This window comes from Acinetobacter gyllenbergii CIP 110306 = MTCC 11365, assembly GCF_000413855.1.
In the GTDB taxonomy this organism is placed as follows: domain Bacteria; phylum Pseudomonadota; class Gammaproteobacteria; order Pseudomonadales; family Moraxellaceae; genus Acinetobacter; species Acinetobacter gyllenbergii.
In genome coordinates this window covers 1-18,939 of sequence record NZ_ATGG01000006.1, presented here as the reverse complement: position 1 = coordinate 18,939, position 18,939 = coordinate 1, and the positions used below count along the sequence as shown (strand labels likewise).

At 41.2% G+C, this 18,939-nt stretch carries 19 protein-coding genes; 10 read left to right on the top strand and 9 right to left on the bottom strand.

From position 1 onward, the window contains the following. Window positions 1-38: 38 nt before the first annotated feature. Window positions 39-434 (bottom strand): cation efflux protein, CzcI-like, encoded by a 396-nt coding sequence (locus F957_RS18715; protein ID WP_212749890.1) that lies wholly within the window; start codon window positions 432-434, stop codon window positions 39-41. A 153-nt stretch (window positions 435-587) separates the two neighbouring features. Here F957_RS18715 and F957_RS18720 point away from each other — a divergent pair, with 153 nt between their 5' ends. Beyond that, a complete protein-coding gene (locus tag F957_RS18720; protein WP_016542702.1) occupies window positions 588-1,274 on the top strand; it encodes a YidX family protein in 687 nt (228 codons plus the stop codon). A 299-nt stretch (window positions 1,275-1,573) separates the two neighbouring features. Further along, window positions 1,574-1,951, top strand: coding sequence for a tetratricopeptide repeat protein (locus F957_RS18725; RefSeq protein WP_016542701.1), 378 nt, complete (start codon window positions 1,574-1,576; stop codon window positions 1,949-1,951). A gap of 44 nt (window positions 1,952-1,995) precedes the next feature. Here F957_RS18725 and ettA read toward each other — a convergent pair whose 3' ends face one another. Further along, window positions 1,996-3,657 (bottom strand): energy-dependent translational throttle protein EttA, encoded by a 1,662-nt coding sequence (ettA, locus tag F957_RS18730; protein ID WP_016660115.1) that lies wholly within the window; start codon window positions 3,655-3,657, stop codon window positions 1,996-1,998. Between the two features lie 301 nt (window positions 3,658-3,958). Here ettA and F957_RS18735 point away from each other — a divergent pair, with 301 nt between their 5' ends. Both F957_RS18735 and F957_RS18740 read left to right on the top strand, forming a co-directional pair. Next, the gene (locus F957_RS18735) at window positions 3,959-5,236 is read left to right on the top strand and encodes an O-acetylhomoserine aminocarboxypropyltransferase/cysteine synthase family protein (RefSeq protein WP_016542699.1); all 1,278 of its coding nucleotides are present in this window, start codon (window positions 3,959-3,961) and stop codon (window positions 5,234-5,236) included. A 249-nt stretch (window positions 5,237-5,485) separates the two neighbouring features. After that, the gene (locus F957_RS18740) at window positions 5,486-6,373 is read left to right on the top strand and encodes an SDR family NAD(P)-dependent oxidoreductase (protein WP_004657366.1); all 888 of its coding nucleotides are present in this window, start codon (window positions 5,486-5,488) and stop codon (window positions 6,371-6,373) included. A 67-nt stretch (window positions 6,374-6,440) separates the two neighbouring features. On the opposite strand, the gene F957_RS18745 is transcribed toward F957_RS18740, so the two are convergent. Beyond that, on the bottom strand, window positions 6,441-7,538 hold the full coding sequence (locus F957_RS18745) for an SDR family oxidoreductase (protein WP_016542698.1): 1,098 nt from the start codon (window positions 7,536-7,538) through the stop codon (window positions 6,441-6,443). A gap of 109 nt (window positions 7,539-7,647) precedes the next feature. Between F957_RS18745 and F957_RS18750 the strand changes: the two genes are divergently transcribed. Then, window positions 7,648-8,025 (top strand): MerR family DNA-binding protein, encoded by a 378-nt coding sequence (locus F957_RS18750; RefSeq protein WP_016542697.1) that lies wholly within the window; start codon window positions 7,648-7,650, stop codon window positions 8,023-8,025. 626 nt (window positions 8,026-8,651) lie between these two features. Continuing rightward, window positions 8,652-9,944: an MFS transporter gene (locus F957_RS18755; protein WP_016542696.1), complete on the top strand. Its 1,293-nt coding sequence runs from the start codon at window positions 8,652-8,654 to the stop codon at window positions 9,942-9,944. A gap of 64 nt (window positions 9,945-10,008) precedes the next feature. Here the strand turns inward: F957_RS18755 and F957_RS18760 are convergent, their stop codons facing one another. Continuing rightward, on the bottom strand, window positions 10,009-10,773 hold the full coding sequence (locus F957_RS18760; RefSeq protein ID WP_016542695.1) for an HD domain-containing protein: 765 nt from the start codon (window positions 10,771-10,773) through the stop codon (window positions 10,009-10,011). A gap of 383 nt (window positions 10,774-11,156) precedes the next feature. On the opposite strand from F957_RS18760, the gene F957_RS18765 reads away from it, so the two are divergent. Next, on the top strand, window positions 11,157-12,464 hold the full coding sequence (locus F957_RS18765) for a CitMHS family transporter (RefSeq protein WP_016542694.1): 1,308 nt from the start codon (window positions 11,157-11,159) through the stop codon (window positions 12,462-12,464). Window positions 12,465-12,551: 87 nt separating this feature from the next. Here F957_RS18765 and F957_RS18770 read toward each other — a convergent pair whose 3' ends face one another. Next, on the bottom strand, window positions 12,552-13,436 hold the full coding sequence (locus F957_RS18770) for a LysR family transcriptional regulator (RefSeq protein ID WP_016542693.1): 885 nt from the start codon (window positions 13,434-13,436) through the stop codon (window positions 12,552-12,554). A 106-nt stretch (window positions 13,437-13,542) separates the two neighbouring features. Between F957_RS18770 and F957_RS18775 the strand changes: the two genes are divergently transcribed. Continuing rightward, window positions 13,543-14,298 carry an SDR family oxidoreductase gene (locus F957_RS18775; protein ID WP_016542692.1) on the top strand — a complete coding sequence of 252 codons (756 nt, stop codon included), beginning with the start codon at window positions 13,543-13,545 and terminating at the stop codon, window positions 14,296-14,298. A gap of 49 nt (window positions 14,299-14,347) precedes the next feature. Here F957_RS18775 and F957_RS18780 read toward each other — a convergent pair whose 3' ends face one another. The 3 genes from F957_RS18780 to F957_RS18790 form a co-directional block, all read right to left on the bottom strand. Further along, window positions 14,348-14,665: an AzlD domain-containing protein gene (locus tag F957_RS18780; protein WP_016542691.1), complete on the bottom strand. Its 318-nt coding sequence runs from the start codon at window positions 14,663-14,665 to the stop codon at window positions 14,348-14,350. Beyond that, window positions 14,662-15,375: an AzlC family ABC transporter permease gene (locus F957_RS18785; RefSeq protein WP_016660113.1), complete on the bottom strand. Its 714-nt coding sequence runs from the start codon at window positions 15,373-15,375 to the stop codon at window positions 14,662-14,664. Before F957_RS18785 ends, F957_RS18780 begins: the two co-directional genes overlap by 4 nt. Before the next feature lie 77 nt (window positions 15,376-15,452). Further along, window positions 15,453-16,283 carry an AraC family transcriptional regulator gene (locus tag F957_RS18790; RefSeq protein ID WP_016542689.1) on the bottom strand — a complete coding sequence of 277 codons (831 nt, stop codon included), beginning with the start codon at window positions 16,281-16,283 and terminating at the stop codon, window positions 15,453-15,455. A gap of 313 nt (window positions 16,284-16,596) precedes the next feature. Between F957_RS18790 and F957_RS18795 the strand changes: the two genes are divergently transcribed. Both F957_RS18795 and F957_RS18800 read left to right on the top strand, forming a co-directional pair. Continuing rightward, window positions 16,597-17,520 (top strand): DUF2167 domain-containing protein, encoded by a 924-nt coding sequence (locus F957_RS18795; RefSeq protein WP_016542688.1) that lies wholly within the window; start codon window positions 16,597-16,599, stop codon window positions 17,518-17,520. Continuing rightward, window positions 17,521-18,264, top strand: coding sequence for a hypothetical protein (locus F957_RS18800; protein WP_016542687.1), 744 nt, complete (start codon window positions 17,521-17,523; stop codon window positions 18,262-18,264). A 31-nt stretch (window positions 18,265-18,295) separates the two neighbouring features. Here the strand turns inward: F957_RS18800 and F957_RS18805 are convergent, their stop codons facing one another. Beyond that, entirely contained in the window at window positions 18,296-18,784 is a 489-nt protein-coding gene (locus F957_RS18805; protein ID WP_016542686.1) for a hypothetical protein, read from the bottom strand. Between the last annotated feature and the right edge of the window lie 155 nt (window positions 18,785-18,939).

Here is an 18,939-nt window from a genome sequence, read left to right as displayed (position 1 = left end):
TAATAAGATTGCGGTGGGCTATTTTTCGGCTACCCCACCTATAGCGGGGTCAATACAGGGGGCGGATTGAGTCCTGTGAGATGTGGTGACTGGTAGGAATTAGACCAGTAATATTTTTGTTCTATGTCTTGGCTATGCAACATCGGTTCATTCACACGTTGCTGAACTTCAGCCACCACCACATGAAAACAAGATGGCAGATGATCATGATGATCTTGCAAGCTTAAGGGCATCGGCAAATCTGCTGCCACTTTATCAAATGCTGCACGATGTTCCGCTATTGGTTTCTTTTCAGAAGCATGATGCCCAAAATGATTCAAACTACTGTACTCACTGACCGTTTCATGCGCACAAAAAGCTGCCGCCACATTCCAGAAACTTTGGAACATGAACAAACTCAGCAAGACGGTCACGAAAACAGTTGAGCGTTGCAACAGCACACCCTTACAGTAAATTGTACAAAGGCACTATAGCAGGCTATGCCAATGTAATAAAATTACAAAACAATTTTCAGTGAGTTTCTCACTGATTTAAAACGTTTTTTGATTTTGATTCATGACAATAATGTTCTCTCTTACGGGTATCTTATGTATAAAACCTTCTCCCTTCTGGTCTTAGCCATTGCTTTAAGTGGATGCGCAACCACGCTACTTTCCACAGCCCTGCCCAATGAAAGCACTCAGGTTCAAACCACCACACTCAAAACCGATCAAATTCTGGCGCTGGGACAAGCCATTCATAATGAGAAAAACCAAGGGTTGGTCTTTATAGGCCAAGATTTTAACTATTTAATGACTGATGGTAGCACCGAACTCCTCAAACTTTTACATGCCATTCCAACAGAACAACGCAGTTTAACCAGCCCTTCACCCTTGGTGTTGACCATGGATGACCCAAATCATTTTCACGGCGTATTACAAATTCGCTACCACACCCGTATGGTGGATCTCAATCCAAAGCAAAAAGAATTATTAAAATCTCTAGGTTTTAGACAAAATTTTGATTTGATTCAAAATCAAGAAACTGTGCCATATCCTTATATGAATGTGTTTTTTAAAGGACAACTCTATCAAGCGCTTGATCAACAAAAAATCCAACAGAAATTGGCACACCCCTATCCAATTACCCTACAACAAGAAACCACCATCACCACCAAACATCCAGTCAAACGAGCAACCCGCATAGTACTCTACCCTTTGGCGATGGTCTTCGATGTGGTCACTGTTACACCACTCCTGATGTGGTCTGATTTACGGGGTGACTTTAATAAATAAATTCATCTTTAAAGCAGACGAGCACTCTGGAATAGTTAACTTTGCAAATCATCATTTAATCTTTATTCATTCTTATTACATAGCGCCTTGGTTATTTAAATCGCCCCGAAAAGGCCAAGCGATATGAATAGAATAGAGGTTAAATACCTAAATTCATTTAAAATCTGATATACAAATAAAATCTTTACATAAATTACATTTAAATCTGATTTTATCTATAAATAAATCAACACAAGCTAATAAAAAAGATTTATATTCAAATCACAATAAAGAAAAAGCTTAAATGAAAGGAGACGGCTATGAACATCAATATCGTAAAACAACAATTGCGCTCATGTTTCCTGAGTTTTAGGAATAATGACCTTCTTTCTGAATCAAAACAAGAAATTAGTAAAGCTCAGTTTTTTGAAAATTTGGCTATTAATGAACATATTAAAGAGGATCATTACACCATTTCCTCAAATGACCGCAATGCTGTTTGGTATTTTCTACGTGCAGCCCTACGTGGTAATGCAGATGCAGCCTTTAAACTAGGCGAGAGCTATTTACATGGCGAGTTTGGTTTAGATAAAAATTATGGTAAAGCACAATATTGGCTAGAACGCGCAGCCCATTTAGGACATCCTGAAGCCAAAGGCTATTTATATAGCGCCTTTAGTGAATTAGCGTTTTCATAAGCATAAAAAAACCAGCTCGAAAGCTGGTTTTTTTATATCAGGACTTAACCTGTAATTTTTTTGTACTTGGTACGTTTTTGAGCAGCATCATCACCTAGACGTGATTGGCGGTAAGCTTCGTATTCTGCATAGTTACCTGTGTAGAATTCTGGCTGTTCGTTCTCAAAAGACAAAATGTGCGTTGCAATACGATCCAGGAACCAACGGTCATGCGATACCACCATGACCGTACCTGGGAAGACAAGAATTGCATCTTCAAGTGCACGCAAAGTCTCGATATCCAAGTCGTTCGATGGCTCATCCAACAAGATCACGTTTGCACCCAACTGTAAGATCTTGGCAAGCTGTAAGCGGTTACGCTCACCACCAGACAATTCACCTACACGTTTTTGCTGATCTTGGCCTTTAAAGTTAAAGCGACCAATATAAGCACGTGATGCAATTTCGTAATCACCAATTTTTAAGATATCCAAACCACCAGAAACTTCTTCCCAAACGGTTTTATTGTTATCTAAGGTGTCACGGATCTGACCGACGTAAGCCACTTTAACTGATTCACCCAACGTCACCGTACCTGTATCTGGTTGTTGTTCGCCAGTCATCATACGGAATAACGTGGTTTTACCTGCACCGTTTGGACCTACGATACCAACAATCGCTGTAGGCGGTACAGTAAACGTTAAGTTTTCGTAAAGTAAGCGACCATCAAATGATTTGCTGATGCCTTCAACTTCTACAACTTTATTTCCTAGGCGTGGACCAGGTGGAATATAGATTTCAGAGGTTTCATTACGCTGTTGGAACTCACGAGAGTTAAGCTCTTCAAAACGCTCCATACGCGCTTTGTTTTTCTTTTGCTGACCTTTGGCATTTGAACGAACCCATTCAAGTTCTTTCTTCAATGCTTTGGCAAAAGATTCTTCTTGTTTGTTCTCTTGCTCTAGGCGGGCATTCTTTTGTTCCAACCAAGAAGAATAGTTACCTTGATAAGGAATCCCCATGCCACGGTCAAGTTCAAGAATCCACTCAGCCACGTTATCCAAGAAATAACGGTCATGCGTAATCGCAACGATCGTACCCGGGAAATCTTTCAAGAAACGCTCTAACCAAGACACTGATTCAGCATCTAAATGGTTTGTTGGTTCATCAAGAAGTAACATGTCTGGCTTAGACAGCAATAAACGGCACAATGCAACACGGCGACGTTCACCACCTGAAAGCAATGATACATCCGCATCCCAAGCTGGGAGGTTCAATGCATCAGCAGCAATTTCAAGCTGGTTATTCAGGTTGTGTGCATCCCATGCATGGATGATTGATTCTAATTTTTCTTGCTCTTTCGCAAGTGCATCAAAATCTGCATCTGGTTCAGCATATTCAGCAAAAACTTGATCAAGGCGCTCTAAAGCATCCAGTGCTTCGCGTACACCATCTTCAACGTTACCACGAACGTCTTTGCTTGGATCAAGTGGCGGCTCTTGTTCTAAATAGCCGATTTTGATTCCTGGTTGTGCACGAGCTTCACCTGAGAAATCTTTATCTACGCCAGCCATAATACGGAGTAAGGTTGACTTACCTGCACCGTTCAAACCAAGCACACCAATTTTTGCGCCTGGGAAAAATGATAAAGAGATGTCTTTTAAGATTTCGCGCTTAGGCGGAACCATTTTCGACACTCGGTTCATCGTATAAATATATTGGGCCACGCAGGACTCCTCAATTGAAAAACCAATACATCGCAAATAAGCGAATAAAATAATCGGGCGTATTATACGCTGAAAACCCAATTGACTTGAAGTTATGTTGGGATTTGTTTGCCTCGAACAAAGGATTTTCTTTTTCAAGACATTACAAGCTTGAATGATTTCACTTTTCCTAAAACCGCGACCAGAGCGAAAGCATGGTCTATATCACCAAAAATGCTATGCAGCGCAAAAAATATGCACCATTTTGAATAAAATATGCGCTAGACTCGATCAGTATTTAACTCACGTAGATGATGTAATCATGACCTATAAAGATGAAACTTTAGCCATTCATGCGGGATATTCACCAGAAGCAACCACCAAAGCCGTGGCGGTACCCATTTACCAAACCACGTCTTATGCCTTTGATAATACCCAACATGGTGCAGACTTATTTGACCTCAAAGTGCAAGGTAATATCTATACACGGATCATGAACCCGACCACAGCCGTACTTGAACAACGTATTGCGGCACTTGAAGGTGGAATTGGTGCATTGGCTTTAGCCTCTGGTATGGCTGCAATCACTTACGCGATTCAAACCATTGCTGAAGCGGGCGACAATATTGCCTCAGTTTCGACCTTATATGGCGGAACGTATAATCTGTTTGCTCACACTTTACCAAAGCAAGGCATTGAAGTGCGTTTCTTTGATTATCAAAATCCAGAAGCACTGCGTCAGATTATTGATGACAAAACCAAATTGGTGTTTGTTGAATCCATTGGTAATCCGCTTGGCAATATTATCGATTTAGAAGTGATCGCCAAAATTGCGCATGAATATGGTGTGCCTGTGATCGTGGATAATACCGTAGCAACCCCTGCACTGCTGAAACCTTTTGAATTTGGTGCCGACATTGTGATTCACTCACTCACCAAGTATATCGGCGGACATGGCAATAGCATCGGTGGCGTGATTGTCGACAGCGGCAAGTTTCCTTGGGGCAAATATCCTGAACGCTTCAAAGCTTTAAATACACCTGACCCAAGCTATCATGGCGTGAATTATGTCGAAGTATTGGGTGAAGCCGCTTTTATTGCACGTGCGCGCGTGGTGCCTTTACGTAATACTGGTGCAGCAATTAGTCCATTAAGCGTATTCTTGATCCTACAAGGACTGGAAACCTTGAATCTGCGAATGGAGCGTCATACCGAAAATGCCATCAAAATTGCTGAATATTTAAAACAACATGCAAAAGTAAAATGGGTCAATTACGCAGGTCTATCTGATCATCCACAGCATCATTTGGCACAAAAATATGTGAAAGGTAAACCTTCTGCCATCCTTTCTTTTGGTGTTCAGGACGGTTTAGCCGGCGGAACACGGTTTATTGATGCATTACAGCTATTTACCCGTTTAGTAAATATTGGGGATGCCAAAAGTTTGGCTTGTCACCCTGCCACCACCACACACCGCCAACTCAATGCCGAAGAGCTGAAATCAGCAGGCGTCAGTGAAGACTTAGTGCGCTTGTCGATTGGCATTGAGCATGTAGATGACTTAATTGCGGACCTTGAACAGGCCCTTGCACACGTTTAATTTAAATGAAATCAATAAGCCCCTCTTTAGGGGCTTATTTTTTGTGCAAAAGCTAAAAAATATAATTGCTTTTTCAACTATTACAAGATCTTGTTTTAGAGCTTTTACTCTAAAAAAGACATTATTTTTCAAATATTTACACTGGACAAACAAAAAATATCGGTTAATATTACACCAAAATAAAGTGCAGTGTTTAATCGTAATAAGAAGGCATTGCAAACAACAGCGTGATTAATGTAGGACACTTACATGAATGCAAAACTCAAAAAACTTTTTCAGCAAAAAGTCGACGGTAAAACGATCATTGTCACTGGTGCGTCAAGTGGTATTGGTTTAACGGTTTCAAAATACCTCGCACAAGCAGGTGCTCATGTGCTCTTGCTTGCTCGTACCAAGGAGAAGTTAGATGAGGTAAAAGCAGAGATCGAAGCGGAAGGTGGAACAGCCTCTGTTTTCCCATGCGATCTCAACGATATGGAATCAATCGATGCGGTTTCAAAAGAAATCTTAGCGGCGGTTGATCACATTGATATTCTTGTAAATAATGCAGGACGTTCAATTCGTCGTGCGGTACATGAGTCGGTTGATCGTTTCCATGACTTCGAACGTACCATGCAGTTAAATTACTTTGGTGCAGTACGTTTAGTCTTGAATGTTTTACCACACATGATGCAGCGTAAAGACGGGCAAATTATTAACATCAGCTCGATTGGTGTACTTGCCAATGCAACGCGCTTTTCAGCTTATGTGGCCTCTAAAGCTGCGTTGGATGCATTTAGCCGCTGTTTGTCTGCTGAAGTTCATTCACACAAGATTGCGATTACCTCTATTTATATGCCTTTAGTCCGTACGCCAATGATCGCGCCGACCAAGATCTATAAATATGTACCAACACTTTCTCCTGAAGAAGCGGCAGACCTGATTGCTTATGCGATCGTGAAGCGTCCGAAAAAGATCGCGACGAACTTAGGTCGCCTTGCTTCGATTACTTATGCCATTGCACCAGACATCAACAATATTTTAATGTCGATTGGTTTCAACTTGTTCCCAAGCTCTACCGCCTCTGTCGGTGAACAAGAGAAGTTGAATCTGATTCAACGTGCTTATGCGCGTTTGTTCCCAGGTGAACACTGGTAATCTTGTTCACTAAATTCAGAAAAGCAGCCCATCTTTTGATGGGCTGCTTTTTTATTTGAAATCGGTTCTAGCTGGTTTGATTGATCCAGTCAGTGCTTTTCCGAATCGCTGCATCAAGATCGCCCATTGAGATCTGCCAGCGCTGTTGAAATTGCGTCAATCGTTCTCGATCCAACTGTTCTGTTCTTAGAAAGCTCAGCATTTCCGTAGACATTTCTAATTTTTTCGCCAACCATTGCCATTTTAAAATAAACCTCAATACAGCAAGTGGCACATGTCTTGTAGGCGCTTTGACCTGCAATTGATCTGCGATCATACGGGTCAGTTGATGCAAGGCAAGAGGATGCTCACTCACAACCAACATCGCTTGATTTTCCAAAGCATGATCCAGCGTCGCTTTCACCATCACCTGACATAAATCATCGACACGGATTAATGGAAGATAATGCTGGGCTGTCGCAGGGACGGCACTCATTTTTCCTCGCTTGAGTAAATCAATCATCTGCGCGATCGGTTGATTGATTGGAATTTCACCAGACTCCTCATCGCCAACAACTGTCGCTGGATGAATAATGGTCCAATCGACAGATAACTGTTGCGCCTGCTGTATCCATGCAAAATGCGCTTCTATTTTCGAAGCTTCATAGGCACCTAAATGTTGGTATACAGCTGGCCAGTCGGTATTGTCCGGCTGCTCAAGGCAGACTCCCGCTTGCTGTAAATGACTTAAAATCGTCAACATATAACCCGAAACGTGCACAGCGCGTTTTAAATCACACCGCCGATGCACACAATCTAATAAATTCAATGCACCTTCAACATTGACTGCCCGTGCTTGCTGCAAACTCAGGTTCCATGCAAATAATGCACTACTATTATATAAAGTGTTGACGGACTTTAATTTTTCCCAATCCCCACTGCTAATAGCTAAATTAGCTTGTGTTACATCTGCTTGAATAAACGTCAGTTGATTCAAGGCAACACCCTTTTGACTGAGCCAATCACTGAGTATTACTTGTTGTTTCGCTTGATTTCGAACCAAGGCAAAGACCGCGTGGCCCTGCCTCAAGAGTTCTAAAATTAAATAACGACCAATAAATCCCGTTGCACCTGCCACCAATGCGACTGGTTGATCTGGCTGTGTTTTTAAGTTGTTATGCTCCATCTGATACGCCCTTTTTAATGCATGTAGGCAGAGGCTAAAGGATGGAGTACACTCAATGGTCAAGTGATTTATGCACCACTTTTTTATAAAATAATAAAGGATACCGACCATGTTGATTGGACAATTAGCAAAACAGGCCGATCTGAGCCGAGACACCATTCGCTTTTATGAAAAAATGCAGTTGATCCAATCCATCACCTGTAATAATGGCTATAAAGATTACCCAGAACAGACGCTGCAACAATTGCAATTGATTCGTACTGCCAAAAATCTAGGTTTTGCCTTGAGTGAGATTAAGCAGATTTTAGCAATGACAGCACAGGATGAAATTCCCGCACCACAAGTCCAAACCATCCTCCAAGAAAAGCTCAACATGATCGATGAAAAAATTGCACAGCTTCATCAAATCAGAACAATGCTGAACAAGCTCACGCAAGGAGAAGCATGTCCATTAAGAGCAGACTGCCCTATTCCAGTATTCAATTAATTACTTTGAAAACAGCCATAAATCGCAACAACTGCTCATGTGTATAAACTAGAACTTATCCACAGCTTTGCTGTTTTAATCAACGAACTAAGCTCTGATGACTTGTATGACCGAGATGTTCATTCCAGCCATTAACAATATCTAAAGTCGATTACTTTCATTCTATTTTCGAATTCAACTGCGTCTTGGAGCAAACCCGATCAATTCGATCTGAGCAAACAGACACAAATCCTCTTTTTCTCTAATTTCAAAATCGATCTTTTGAATAGTTTGTTTGAGAATATAAAATTCATCATTTCATCTTGATGATGTAGGATGCACCTCTTCAAGCAGCTTACAAAAAACAACTTAGCCTTTTCAAAAAGAGTGTCATCGTTAATAAATCAATTAATTACTTTTCTAAATATTCAATTTACTGCTTTTAATCATATTAAATTCTCAACATTGACTATTTTGACATGCTTTATCTGTCAAAGGGTTAGCAAAAAATAAGGGGTTTTCTCCCAATCTAAAAATGCATTCATAAAAAACATACAAAATAGTGCCATTTTCATGCTTTTTTAGCGGTATATAACATTCTGTAAAGATTCAGTTACAGAATCTTGCTTGGTTGAAAAGGAACATATATGAGTCAGACATATAGCAAGGAAGAAAAAAGAAGTCGCATCAAAGGTATTGTGGGTGCGGCATCAGGGAATTTAGTTGAGTGGTTTGATTTCTATATTTATGCTGTGTTTGCTGCCTATTTTACGCATGCATTAACTGCCCCAGATATGGAACCAACCACGAAAGCCATTTATGTGTGGGGTGTATTTGGTGCCAGCTTTTTCATGCGCCCAATCGGTAGTTGGCTATTCGGGCGTATTGCTGACCGTCAGGGCCGTAAGCAATCGATGGTCATTTCGATTTGCTTAATGGCACTCAGTTCATTCCTCTTTGCTGCCTTACCCACTTATGATCAAGTCGGCATGTGGGCACCCTTTTTACTGCTCATGGTACGTTTACTACAAGGTCTTTCCGTTGGTGGTGAATATGGTGCCGTTGCCACCTACATGAGTGAACTGGGTCTAAAAGGACAACGAGGCTTCTTTGCCTCCTTCCAATACGTCACCTTATCAGGCGGGCAACTACTTGCCAGTTTACTTGGGGTGATCTTGCTGGGCTTTATGAGCGAACAACAACTGAATGATGGTGGATGGCGTATTCCATTTGTGATCGGTGGTGTTGCTGCATTATTGTCTTTACTCGCACGTAGTCGTTTAGAAGAAACTTTGTCACATGAAGATGCTGAGCGTGAAGAATCAGGCAGCTTAATTGCCTTACTGAAGCAGCACTGGAAAACCTTCTTATTGGTGGTGGGCTATACCTCAGCAGGTTCACTCACCTTCTATGTAGTGACCGTTTATTCAAAAACCTATCTCACCAACATCGGTATGGATGGTAAAACGGTTGGCTTTATCATGACCACGGCGCTATTTGTCTTTATGCTGGCACAACCGTTGTTCGGTATGCTTTCCGATCGGATTGGTCGTCGTGCGTCCATGTTGGCATTCAGTTTACTCAGCGCCATCTTTATTTATCCTGTCATGGTCACAGGCATGCGTAGCTTTGCTGACTCCCCTGTCATCATCACCCTGTTACTGATCTTCTTGATGATGTTGCTGAGCTTCTATACCTCGATCAGTGGTCTAGTTAAAGCTGAAATGTTCCCACCGCATGTCCGTGCTTTAGGTGTCGGCTTTTCTTATGCTGTGGGTAATGCCTTATTTGGGGGTTCCGCGCCATCGGTAGCTTTATTATTTAAAGATGCAGGCATTGAAAATACCTTCTTCGTATACGTCATTATCATGCTATTAATCTGTTTCATGTGTAGTTGGGCCTTACCGAAAAAGCCTGAATATCTGGAACATGACCACTAAATAAATTGTGTCCTAAATCTAAACCACTTTTGTAAAAGCAAAGGTGGTTTTTTTATTTTGAGCGTTATTGCAAATAAGGATTGAAGTGCACCAACTGCTTAAGTCCACTCTGTACCAGCATGGAGGTACGGGAGCGAGGACGCTGCTGTGCTTCTTGTTGAATAAATTCAATCATACTTTGGCTGAAATCCAGACGGGGATATTGCTGCTGTAATTGCTGTCTAAACTGTTTAGAAAACTCAAAACCTCGACTGCCGATCACATCACAACTGGCCGCTTGTTGCAGCAAATGTGCTTCTACTCCCTGATCGAGTCCAACATAAGGATTCATATGCAGACTGATCACATCAAACAGTTGATCTGCACGAGGCAATTGCCACCCCTGTTCAAGCGACCAATCTCTTGCTGCATAAGCACCTTGACCAGCAAAGCAGCGGCACTGTGCATGATGCTGATAATGTTGTTCTGTCATGCCCAAATCATGCAATAAACAGGAAACCGCTAATAATTCATCATCTGATTTTAAATGCTGCATTTGGGCAAATGCTGTGGCATAGCACCATGTTCTGAGACAATGATTCTGTAAAGTCTGCGAACTGCAATCCTGCATTTTCTCCAAGGCCTGTCGCACATCTGAACTGTCTGGCAGGCTCAGATCATCCACCTCAAGTTCATGCTGCGTAGCAGGTTTATCCCGATAAGCCAAACTGTACATTTTGATGCTTTGCTTAAGCACAGGTAAAAGACTATCGCTCAAGAGTGCCATACGATCTTTTAAGGATAAATCCCCCGAAGTCTGCGCCATCCAAGCTTGTCGACCAATTTGCATTTTTATTCAACCTTAAAATTAGAGCAATTACTCTAATTTATCTTTTACTGCAAAAAAACACAGAAGTCAAAATCAAGTCACGTCCTTCTGATTGTTCTCGGCACAGCATTTTTAGAAAGTTGGTGATTAAATCTACCGCGCTCATCTTCAGATATCACTCCAAAATCTGGCTACTTTTTCGGCAATTCATTATTTCGCTCTGACCTATTTTCCGAAAAAATTAAACAGAATGTTCGTTTATTGGTCTAATCGTTTAGTTTTTCTTCTTAAATTTAAGAACAAATTAAGTTTTTATGCATAATGGTCGGCGCTTTATTTTTTATTTTTGGTGTATTTTTAACACTTTTTTTATGGCAAGAGGTTACAACTTTAGGGAGTAAATAATGCTGACGCTGATAGGTATTCTAATTATTGTGACAATTGTTGCGCTACTGATGTCTGGTAAAACCAGTCCAATTGTTGCAATGTCGATTGTTCCTCTTATTGGCGCGCTCATTGCTGGTTTTTCGATTAGCGAGATTTCTGGTTTCTTTGAAGCCGGTCTAGCCAAAGTGACCAAAGTGGCGACCATGTTTTTATTCGCCATTTTATTTTTTAGCATTTTAAAAGAATTACATGTCTTTGATCCCATGATTAAACGCATGGTGCAAATGACCCGTGGCAATGTCGTGATCGTTGCCGTGATGACCACCCTGATTGCTGCGATTGTACATTTAGATGGATCAGGCGCTGCCACTTTTTTGATTATTATTCCTGCTTTATTACCACTTTACCGTAAATTGGGTATGAGTCCCTATCTGATGCTATTACTGATGGCAGGCAGTATGGGCGTAATGAATATGGTGCCATGGGGCGGACCTTTGGGACGTGCTTCAGCCGCAACAGGTTTAGATGCTGCCACACTCTGGCATAGTCTGATTCCCGTTCAAGTGGTGGGTGTTGCAGGGATGATGGTGTTTGCCGTATTCATGGGATTACGTGAGAAAAAACGTATTCTCGCGGCCCAAGCCCTTGGCACTACACCATTTGAACAAGACTGTATGGCCAAAGATCTGGCAGAAGACCTGCAAGAAGATGCCAAACCAAAAAATCTATGGTTTAACTTGGGGCTAATCGTTACTGCCATTGTATGTTTGGCTTTTGGTCTGTTCTCTGCCCCTTACGTATTTATGATTGCCCTTGCCTTGGTCTTGATCGTCAATTTCCCACAGCCGAAAACACAGATTGAAGTGATTGGTCGTCATGCACCGCAAGCATTGAGCATGGTCGCCATTATTTTTGCTGCAGGTGCCTTCCTCGGAATTTTGTCTGAGTCAGGTATGTTGCAATCGATTGCCTTGGATTTAATTAAAATTCTACCAAGTACATGGATTGCGAGCCTGCACATTCTGGTGGGAATTTTGGGTGTACCGATGGACATCTTTACCAGTACTGATGCCTATTATTTTGCGCTATTACCGATTGTGCAGGAAGTCACTGCTACCGCTGGGGTGAATGCAGATTCCGTGGTGTACGCCATGGCGATTGGAAACAATGCAGGCACCTTTGTCAGCCCATTCTCACCTGCAACTTGGCTTGCAGTCGGACTGACTGGCACCGACATGGGGCGCCATCTACGCTATTCGTTTGGCTGGATTTGGCTATTTAGCTTCTTTACCTTAGGCGCTGGTTTCTTGCTGGGCCTCTACTGATCTTTAAAATAGGAAAAAGCATACTCAGGTATGCTTTTTTTATTGACTATTTGCTTTGCCCACATACATGGGGTCTTTCCCTTCCCATTACAATTTGGTTTTTAATAGCCTATCTAACCAGTCAACAAAGTCCTGAAAATATTGGGGACGGTACTGACGATCTGTCAATAAAAGACTCACAGCTAATTGCAAACATGGTGTATCGGTAAATAAACGCTGTAACCGTCCTTGCTCAACATAAGGCGCTGCATCAAATTCAGGAATCTGAATGATACCAAGACCTGCTAAACCCGCCTGAATATAAGCCTCAGTATTCTCGACCAATAAACGATACGGCATTTTAATCCGATGCGCTTGGAATTCCAGCTCACTCCATTCCCGATAATGTTTGGCCACATGATAATCCACCGCAAAATGCTGTTGTAATTGATCAAACTGTGTCGGTTCTCCAAATTCAGCCAGATATTGTGGTGCTGCCACAGTCCATATTTCGGTCTGGCAAATCGGTCGAATGAGTAGATATTCATCCTGCACCTGCCCAACACGCACGACACAATCCAATTGTTGTTCAATCAAATTAGAAAAATCATCACTGCCATTGATCAATACTTTGACCTTGGGATAGCGTTGATAAAAGGAGGATAAATGTGGAATCAGAACTTGAGTCGCTAAGCGTTTTGGCAGACCAATACTGATCTTGCCTTCTTGACTGCGTACTTGGCTTTTAAAACGATTGAGTTCTTTAAGCTGAGTAACCAAGCGCGTGGCTTCCTGGTAAAACAAGCTGCCCTCATGAGTTAAAGCCACTTTACGTGTAGTGCGATAAAACAATAATACTTCATATTCTTTTTCAAGCGTTTGGATCGCATAAGTGACATTGGAACGTGGTAGCCCCAATTGCAATGCAGCTTGGGCAAAAGATTGTTTCTCTGCGACCAAGCAAAAGATTCTTAAACGATCGATCTTGTCCATTTTATTGTTCAACTTTTTTGTACAATCAATCCAATACTAACAACTATTTCAAACAAATAAATTCCACTAGGATGATTTTTATGCAAAACAACCCAAGGGAAATCCCATGTCACAGCATAATCTCAATGGAAAAACCGTATTGATCACGGGCGGTGCAAAAAACTTAGGTGGTCTAATTTCACGTAAATTTGCAGAACAAGGCGCAAATCTACTCATTCATTACAATAGTGCTGCCACCCAAGCCGATGCTGAACAAACCTTAAAGGATGTACAAGCACTCGGAGCAAAAGCGATCTTGGTACAAGCCGATTTATCCGATATTCAAAATATCGAGCAACTATTTCTCACTGCCAAAGAAAACTTTGGTGGTGTCGATATTGCGATTAACACGGTAGGCCGTGTGCTGAAAAAACCCTATTTAGACACCACCGAACAAGAGTTCGATGGTATGAATGACATCAACAATAAAATTGCCTATTTCTTTATTCAATCAGCAGGTCGTCATCTGAATGACAATGGCAAGATCTGCACCATCGTAACCAGTTTACTTGCCGCGTATACGGGACTTTATTCAACCTATGAAGGCTTAAAAGCACCCGTCGAACATTATACTCGTGCCGCATCTAAAGAATTTGGTCAACGTGGCATCTCCGTTACTGCGGTCGCACCGGGTCCAATGGATACCCCATTTTTCTACGGTCAGGAAGCGCCTGAAGCCGTAGCCTATCATAAATCAGCATCTGCTTTAGGTGGCTTAACCAAGATCGAAGATATTGAACCTTTGGTTCGCTTCTTGGTGACTGATGGCTGGTGGATCACTGGACAAACGATTTTTGCCAATGGTGGTTATACCACCCGTTAAGTCGAATATTGACAAAGGTTTGGGCATTCAAGCGCAATGCCCAAACCTACTAAGGTAAGAAAAACACCAAAGCATAGAAACAGGCTAAACTCAGGATAATGGTCAATAGGGTATGTTTCACCTTATACGCAATGATGATGGTTAAAATCGTGGCCAAAAAATACGGATTCAATAAGGTCGAACGAAATGCGCCATGTTCATCCATGAATACAATCGGCGTTGCAATCGCTGTAAGCAAACATGGTGCAGAATACTGTAAGGATTGTTGAAACCATTTCGGTAAGCGCAACGGAATATTCGGTTCTAGCAAAATATAGCGATTCATAAACACCACCACAGCCAGAATAATCAAAAGGAACCAAGTCATGCGGCACGCTCCCGAAGATTCTGTAAACAAGTCGCGGTCAACATACCAATCACCCCTGCCAAAATCGCGGCACTTTTAATGCCTAGACTCAGAAAAACTAAGGTTAACAGCACGGAAACCAATACCCCAACGAGCGTATTTAAGTTCTTAATAAAAGGAATCACAATCGCAATAAAAGTTGCAACAATGGAAAAGTCCAAATGATACTGATCGAGATTCGGTACTGAAGAGGCAAGTAATATCCCACACACACTAAACAAGACCCAACACAGATAAAAACAACTGCCCGCACCCAATAAATAATAAATATAGTGCTGCTGCTTTTTAATGCTCACTGCAAATAATTCATCCGTGAGCAAGAAACCCAACATCAGCCGATGTTTGAGAGGTTGCTTGGAAATATCTTCACGTAAATACAGTGCATATAAATAATGCTGCGTGGTAATCAAGAAGACTGAAATAATAATGGTCAGTGCTGGCGTACCTGCCATCACCAAGCCCAAGGTCATCAACTGTGCGGCACCAGCAAAGACCAAGGCTGACATAGCAATCGCCTGCCCAGTGCTCAACCCAGCTTGCACAGCCATAGAACCCGCCAATAATCCCCACGGTAATACAGCGAAACACAGCGGCAGTATTTTGACGACCCCATTGAGAAATGCCCGTGATATGCTCATTGGCGTATCATCGGTTATGGCTTCGCTTAACATCGACATCACAATTTTTCATACAAGATTGGCTCACTATGCCAAACTTTACTCAGCCTGAATTGTACAAAATTGCTATTTTATTTGAGATAAGCCACATAGCCGCCTGGGGTAATCCCAAAAGTCTGACGAAAATGTCGACTGAAATGGCTCTGATCCGAAAAACCACATTGTTGCGACACTTCAGATAACAGCAGCCCCTGTCTTAACAATTTTTGTGATTTTTGCAGTCGTGCTTGCACCAGCCATGCATGCGGTGAAAGCCCCACATGTTTTTTAAATTGACGTAAAAAATGCCATTGGCTGAAATTGGCCATTGCTGCAAGTTCAGCCAAGGAAAACTCTTGCTCTGGCATACTCGCCATCAGCTCCTTGATATTAAGGATACGTTGTTTGGCATTACTCAGATCGGCAATCTGCGGTTTCACCTGACTGTATTTCGAGACCAGCCAAGCAATGGTCGACAGAAACAAGGTCTGTTTTAATAAGGTATTATTGGGTTGTTCCAATAAATCGAATAACAGACGGAATTGCTGTGCCAACCCTTCATCATGCAATACCGCCTCTCTAAACCAGGGTGCTGTCCCATGTACAGTGGTCAAATCACGGGTCAATTCATAAAAGACTTCAGGAGTTGGGTACATAGCACGATAACGCCAACCTGTTTCGACCGCCGCAGAGCCCGTATGTACTTCATCGGCATTGACCAAAATAATATCACCTTGTGGTGCAACATGGTTGCCCCCTGTGCGATAGAAGCGTTGCGCCCCTTCTTCAATCACGCCAATGCAAAATCCTTCATGAACATGTCGTGAAAATTCCTGCTGATAATAACTTGCTTTCAGCATTTCCAAACCACCCAGCTCTGCTAGGTGTAAGTAATCGACTTGCTCACGAGGTCTACGCGACATCACGACCTCCTTTGAAGTTTTTGCATTGTGTCAGATTAACGCGATTCAGAGAGATGTATAGAACAAAATTGCTATTTGTTCAAAACAAAGATGAATCTTAGTTGTGCAGTAAAAATAGATGAATAAGCTTTTATTCAACCATTTAAATGATTAATTAAAATAAGGAATATTTTTTACCTACTCTGATACAAAGGAAATAAAAAAGATAATCATCTAGACATATTTAATTTTTATTTAAAATCTTTTAAAATCCGCACATAATTTATGCAATACATTGTAATAAAACCAAAAGCAAAAAAATTGAGAGAACACTATGTTAAATCCACTGCACCCTAAAAAATTAATCCCTTTAAGTTATGCAATCGCACTCAGTCTTTCTGTATTAGGGACCACCACAATTCCAAGTTATGTACATGCATCTGCATCTACGGAAGAAACTGCAACCAATAATACGACCACTCAAAATGCTGCAGAAAACCCAATGGCAACATTAGATTGGCATTTAGGGCCGAAAAAAGAAAATGTCGCCAATGTGGCAACTTTAAATACCCTCAAAGATGAAGGATTTTTAGACCCAAAGAATGCTGATAAATTTCTAGAACTCACGGGAAATTTAACCACAGGCACCACCAATATTTTAGTCGCTCCAGATGATTCATGGTGGGCGACCTTTGATTTTGATCCCTCGGGCTATGTTAAAGATGATGAGAAAATCGATGCTGATGCCCTATTAAAACAACTCAAAGAGTCTGATGAACCATCTAATGAAGAACGCGCACGTTTAGGTTATCCAAAATTGTATACCGTTGGCTGGGCCGTTCCGCCACATTATGACAATCAAACCAAACGTTTAGAATGGGCACTTAAAATCCGTGATGAAGAGAATAATGAAGCCATTAACTACACCATTCGTATTTTAGGGCGTACTGGTGTAACCAGTGCAACATTGGTATCTGATGAAGAACATTTAACCCAGAATATTAATGCATTTAAATCCAGCTTAAAGGGCTTTGATTATAATTTTGGTGAGAAATATGCAGAATATCGTGAAGGCGATAAAGTCGCTGAATATGGCTTAGCTGCATTAATTGCAGGCGGTGCTGCAGTCGTTGCAACCAAAAAAGGCTTCTGGGCTGCGATTGCCGCATTCTTCGCAGCAGCATGGAAATTCATTGCTGTAGGCGTGGTTGCTGTAGGTGGATGGCTTCGCTCCCTATTTAATAAAAAGAAATCATAAATGTCGTTATCCTTCGACATACTGATCATACTAGGCATAGTCGGGTTCTATATTTATGACTCGGCTCATCTCTATTTTTATAATGAATTTAATATTCAAAAAGGACTGGGCTCTACCTTTAAATCGCAATTGATTTCCAGACAACTAAATGTCTTCCGTAAATATTTATTTATTCCCAACCTATGCTTGTCTCATCAACTCCTTTTTAAATGTGCATGGAAAATAAAAGATCCTGACCCCACGATTCACCACCATGATATTATCCATCTCAAAAATATCAGCCAAACCCTAAAACCTCTGCAATGGCTTAATATTTTGGTCTTTGTGCTGACCTTAGCGGTTTTACCCTTTTTAATTGTATTTAAAGCAGGCTATCTTGCTGTTGCAATCATCTTAGTCATTATTTATAGCTTAAATCTTATTTCAATCTTATTTGTGATTGTCAAAAGGAAAAAACTCCAGCTTTCTTGGCTTAAAATCATGCAGCTATTATTAGATGCATTCCTCTGCCCACCTTTTGCATTAAATCTCTTACGAAAAATTAGTTTAAATTATCAGGCTAAAACGGATGGTATTTTACTGGCTGCTCAAATACTCGATCCACAACAATATCAACGCCTATTGGAGAACATTTTGCTGGATATCCAAGTCTTAAAAATGGCTTCTACTGAGCAGAACATCGCTCAGCTCGAATTAAGAGAGCAACAACTCCTTACTTTAAAAATAGCAATTGAGTCTAAATAAAGGCCCCAAAAGGAGGCGATTAAAATCTTGATCAGTTTAATGACATTGGAATATCCATACGTCTGATGGCTTGACCATATTTAAGCCCTGCGTCTTTTTCCATGCGATAACAGACTTTGACATTATCATAGGCATCTCGATAGGCATAGACACTGCCCTGAATACACAATTGCGGCTGTTTAAGTGAAAATTGAATCAAGGCAGGCTGACCATTTAATCCACCTTTCTCATCTTTAAAGCCTAAGATTTCATCACGTAATGGAAACACAACCCCAGTTTCAGTATCAATCACCACATAACGAATCGCTTGAGCCGATCCGACATTGAGCAAAATTTTTGTTGCATCATAGTTTGGCAATTGTTTTGCCAATGCAGCTTTATATTGAGCAATACTCTGTTTGGAGCAAAAGTCAAAATCATCATAATCAAAATGACAATCTGCTGTTGCGCTATAAGGAACTTTCGCCAGCGCAGCAAAACTTAAACTTGAAATCGCCAATAGAAACAGTATTTTTTTCATTCTTTCATCCTTGATCTTTTTATGGGTATTGTCATCTCTAAGCTCAAAAATCTAGATTATATGACTGTCTCGTCCTGAAATAGGTTGACACTTATTTCAAACAAACGCCTGATGCATTTCATTAGGCGTTTTGTATTTTAACGATAGATGCGGTC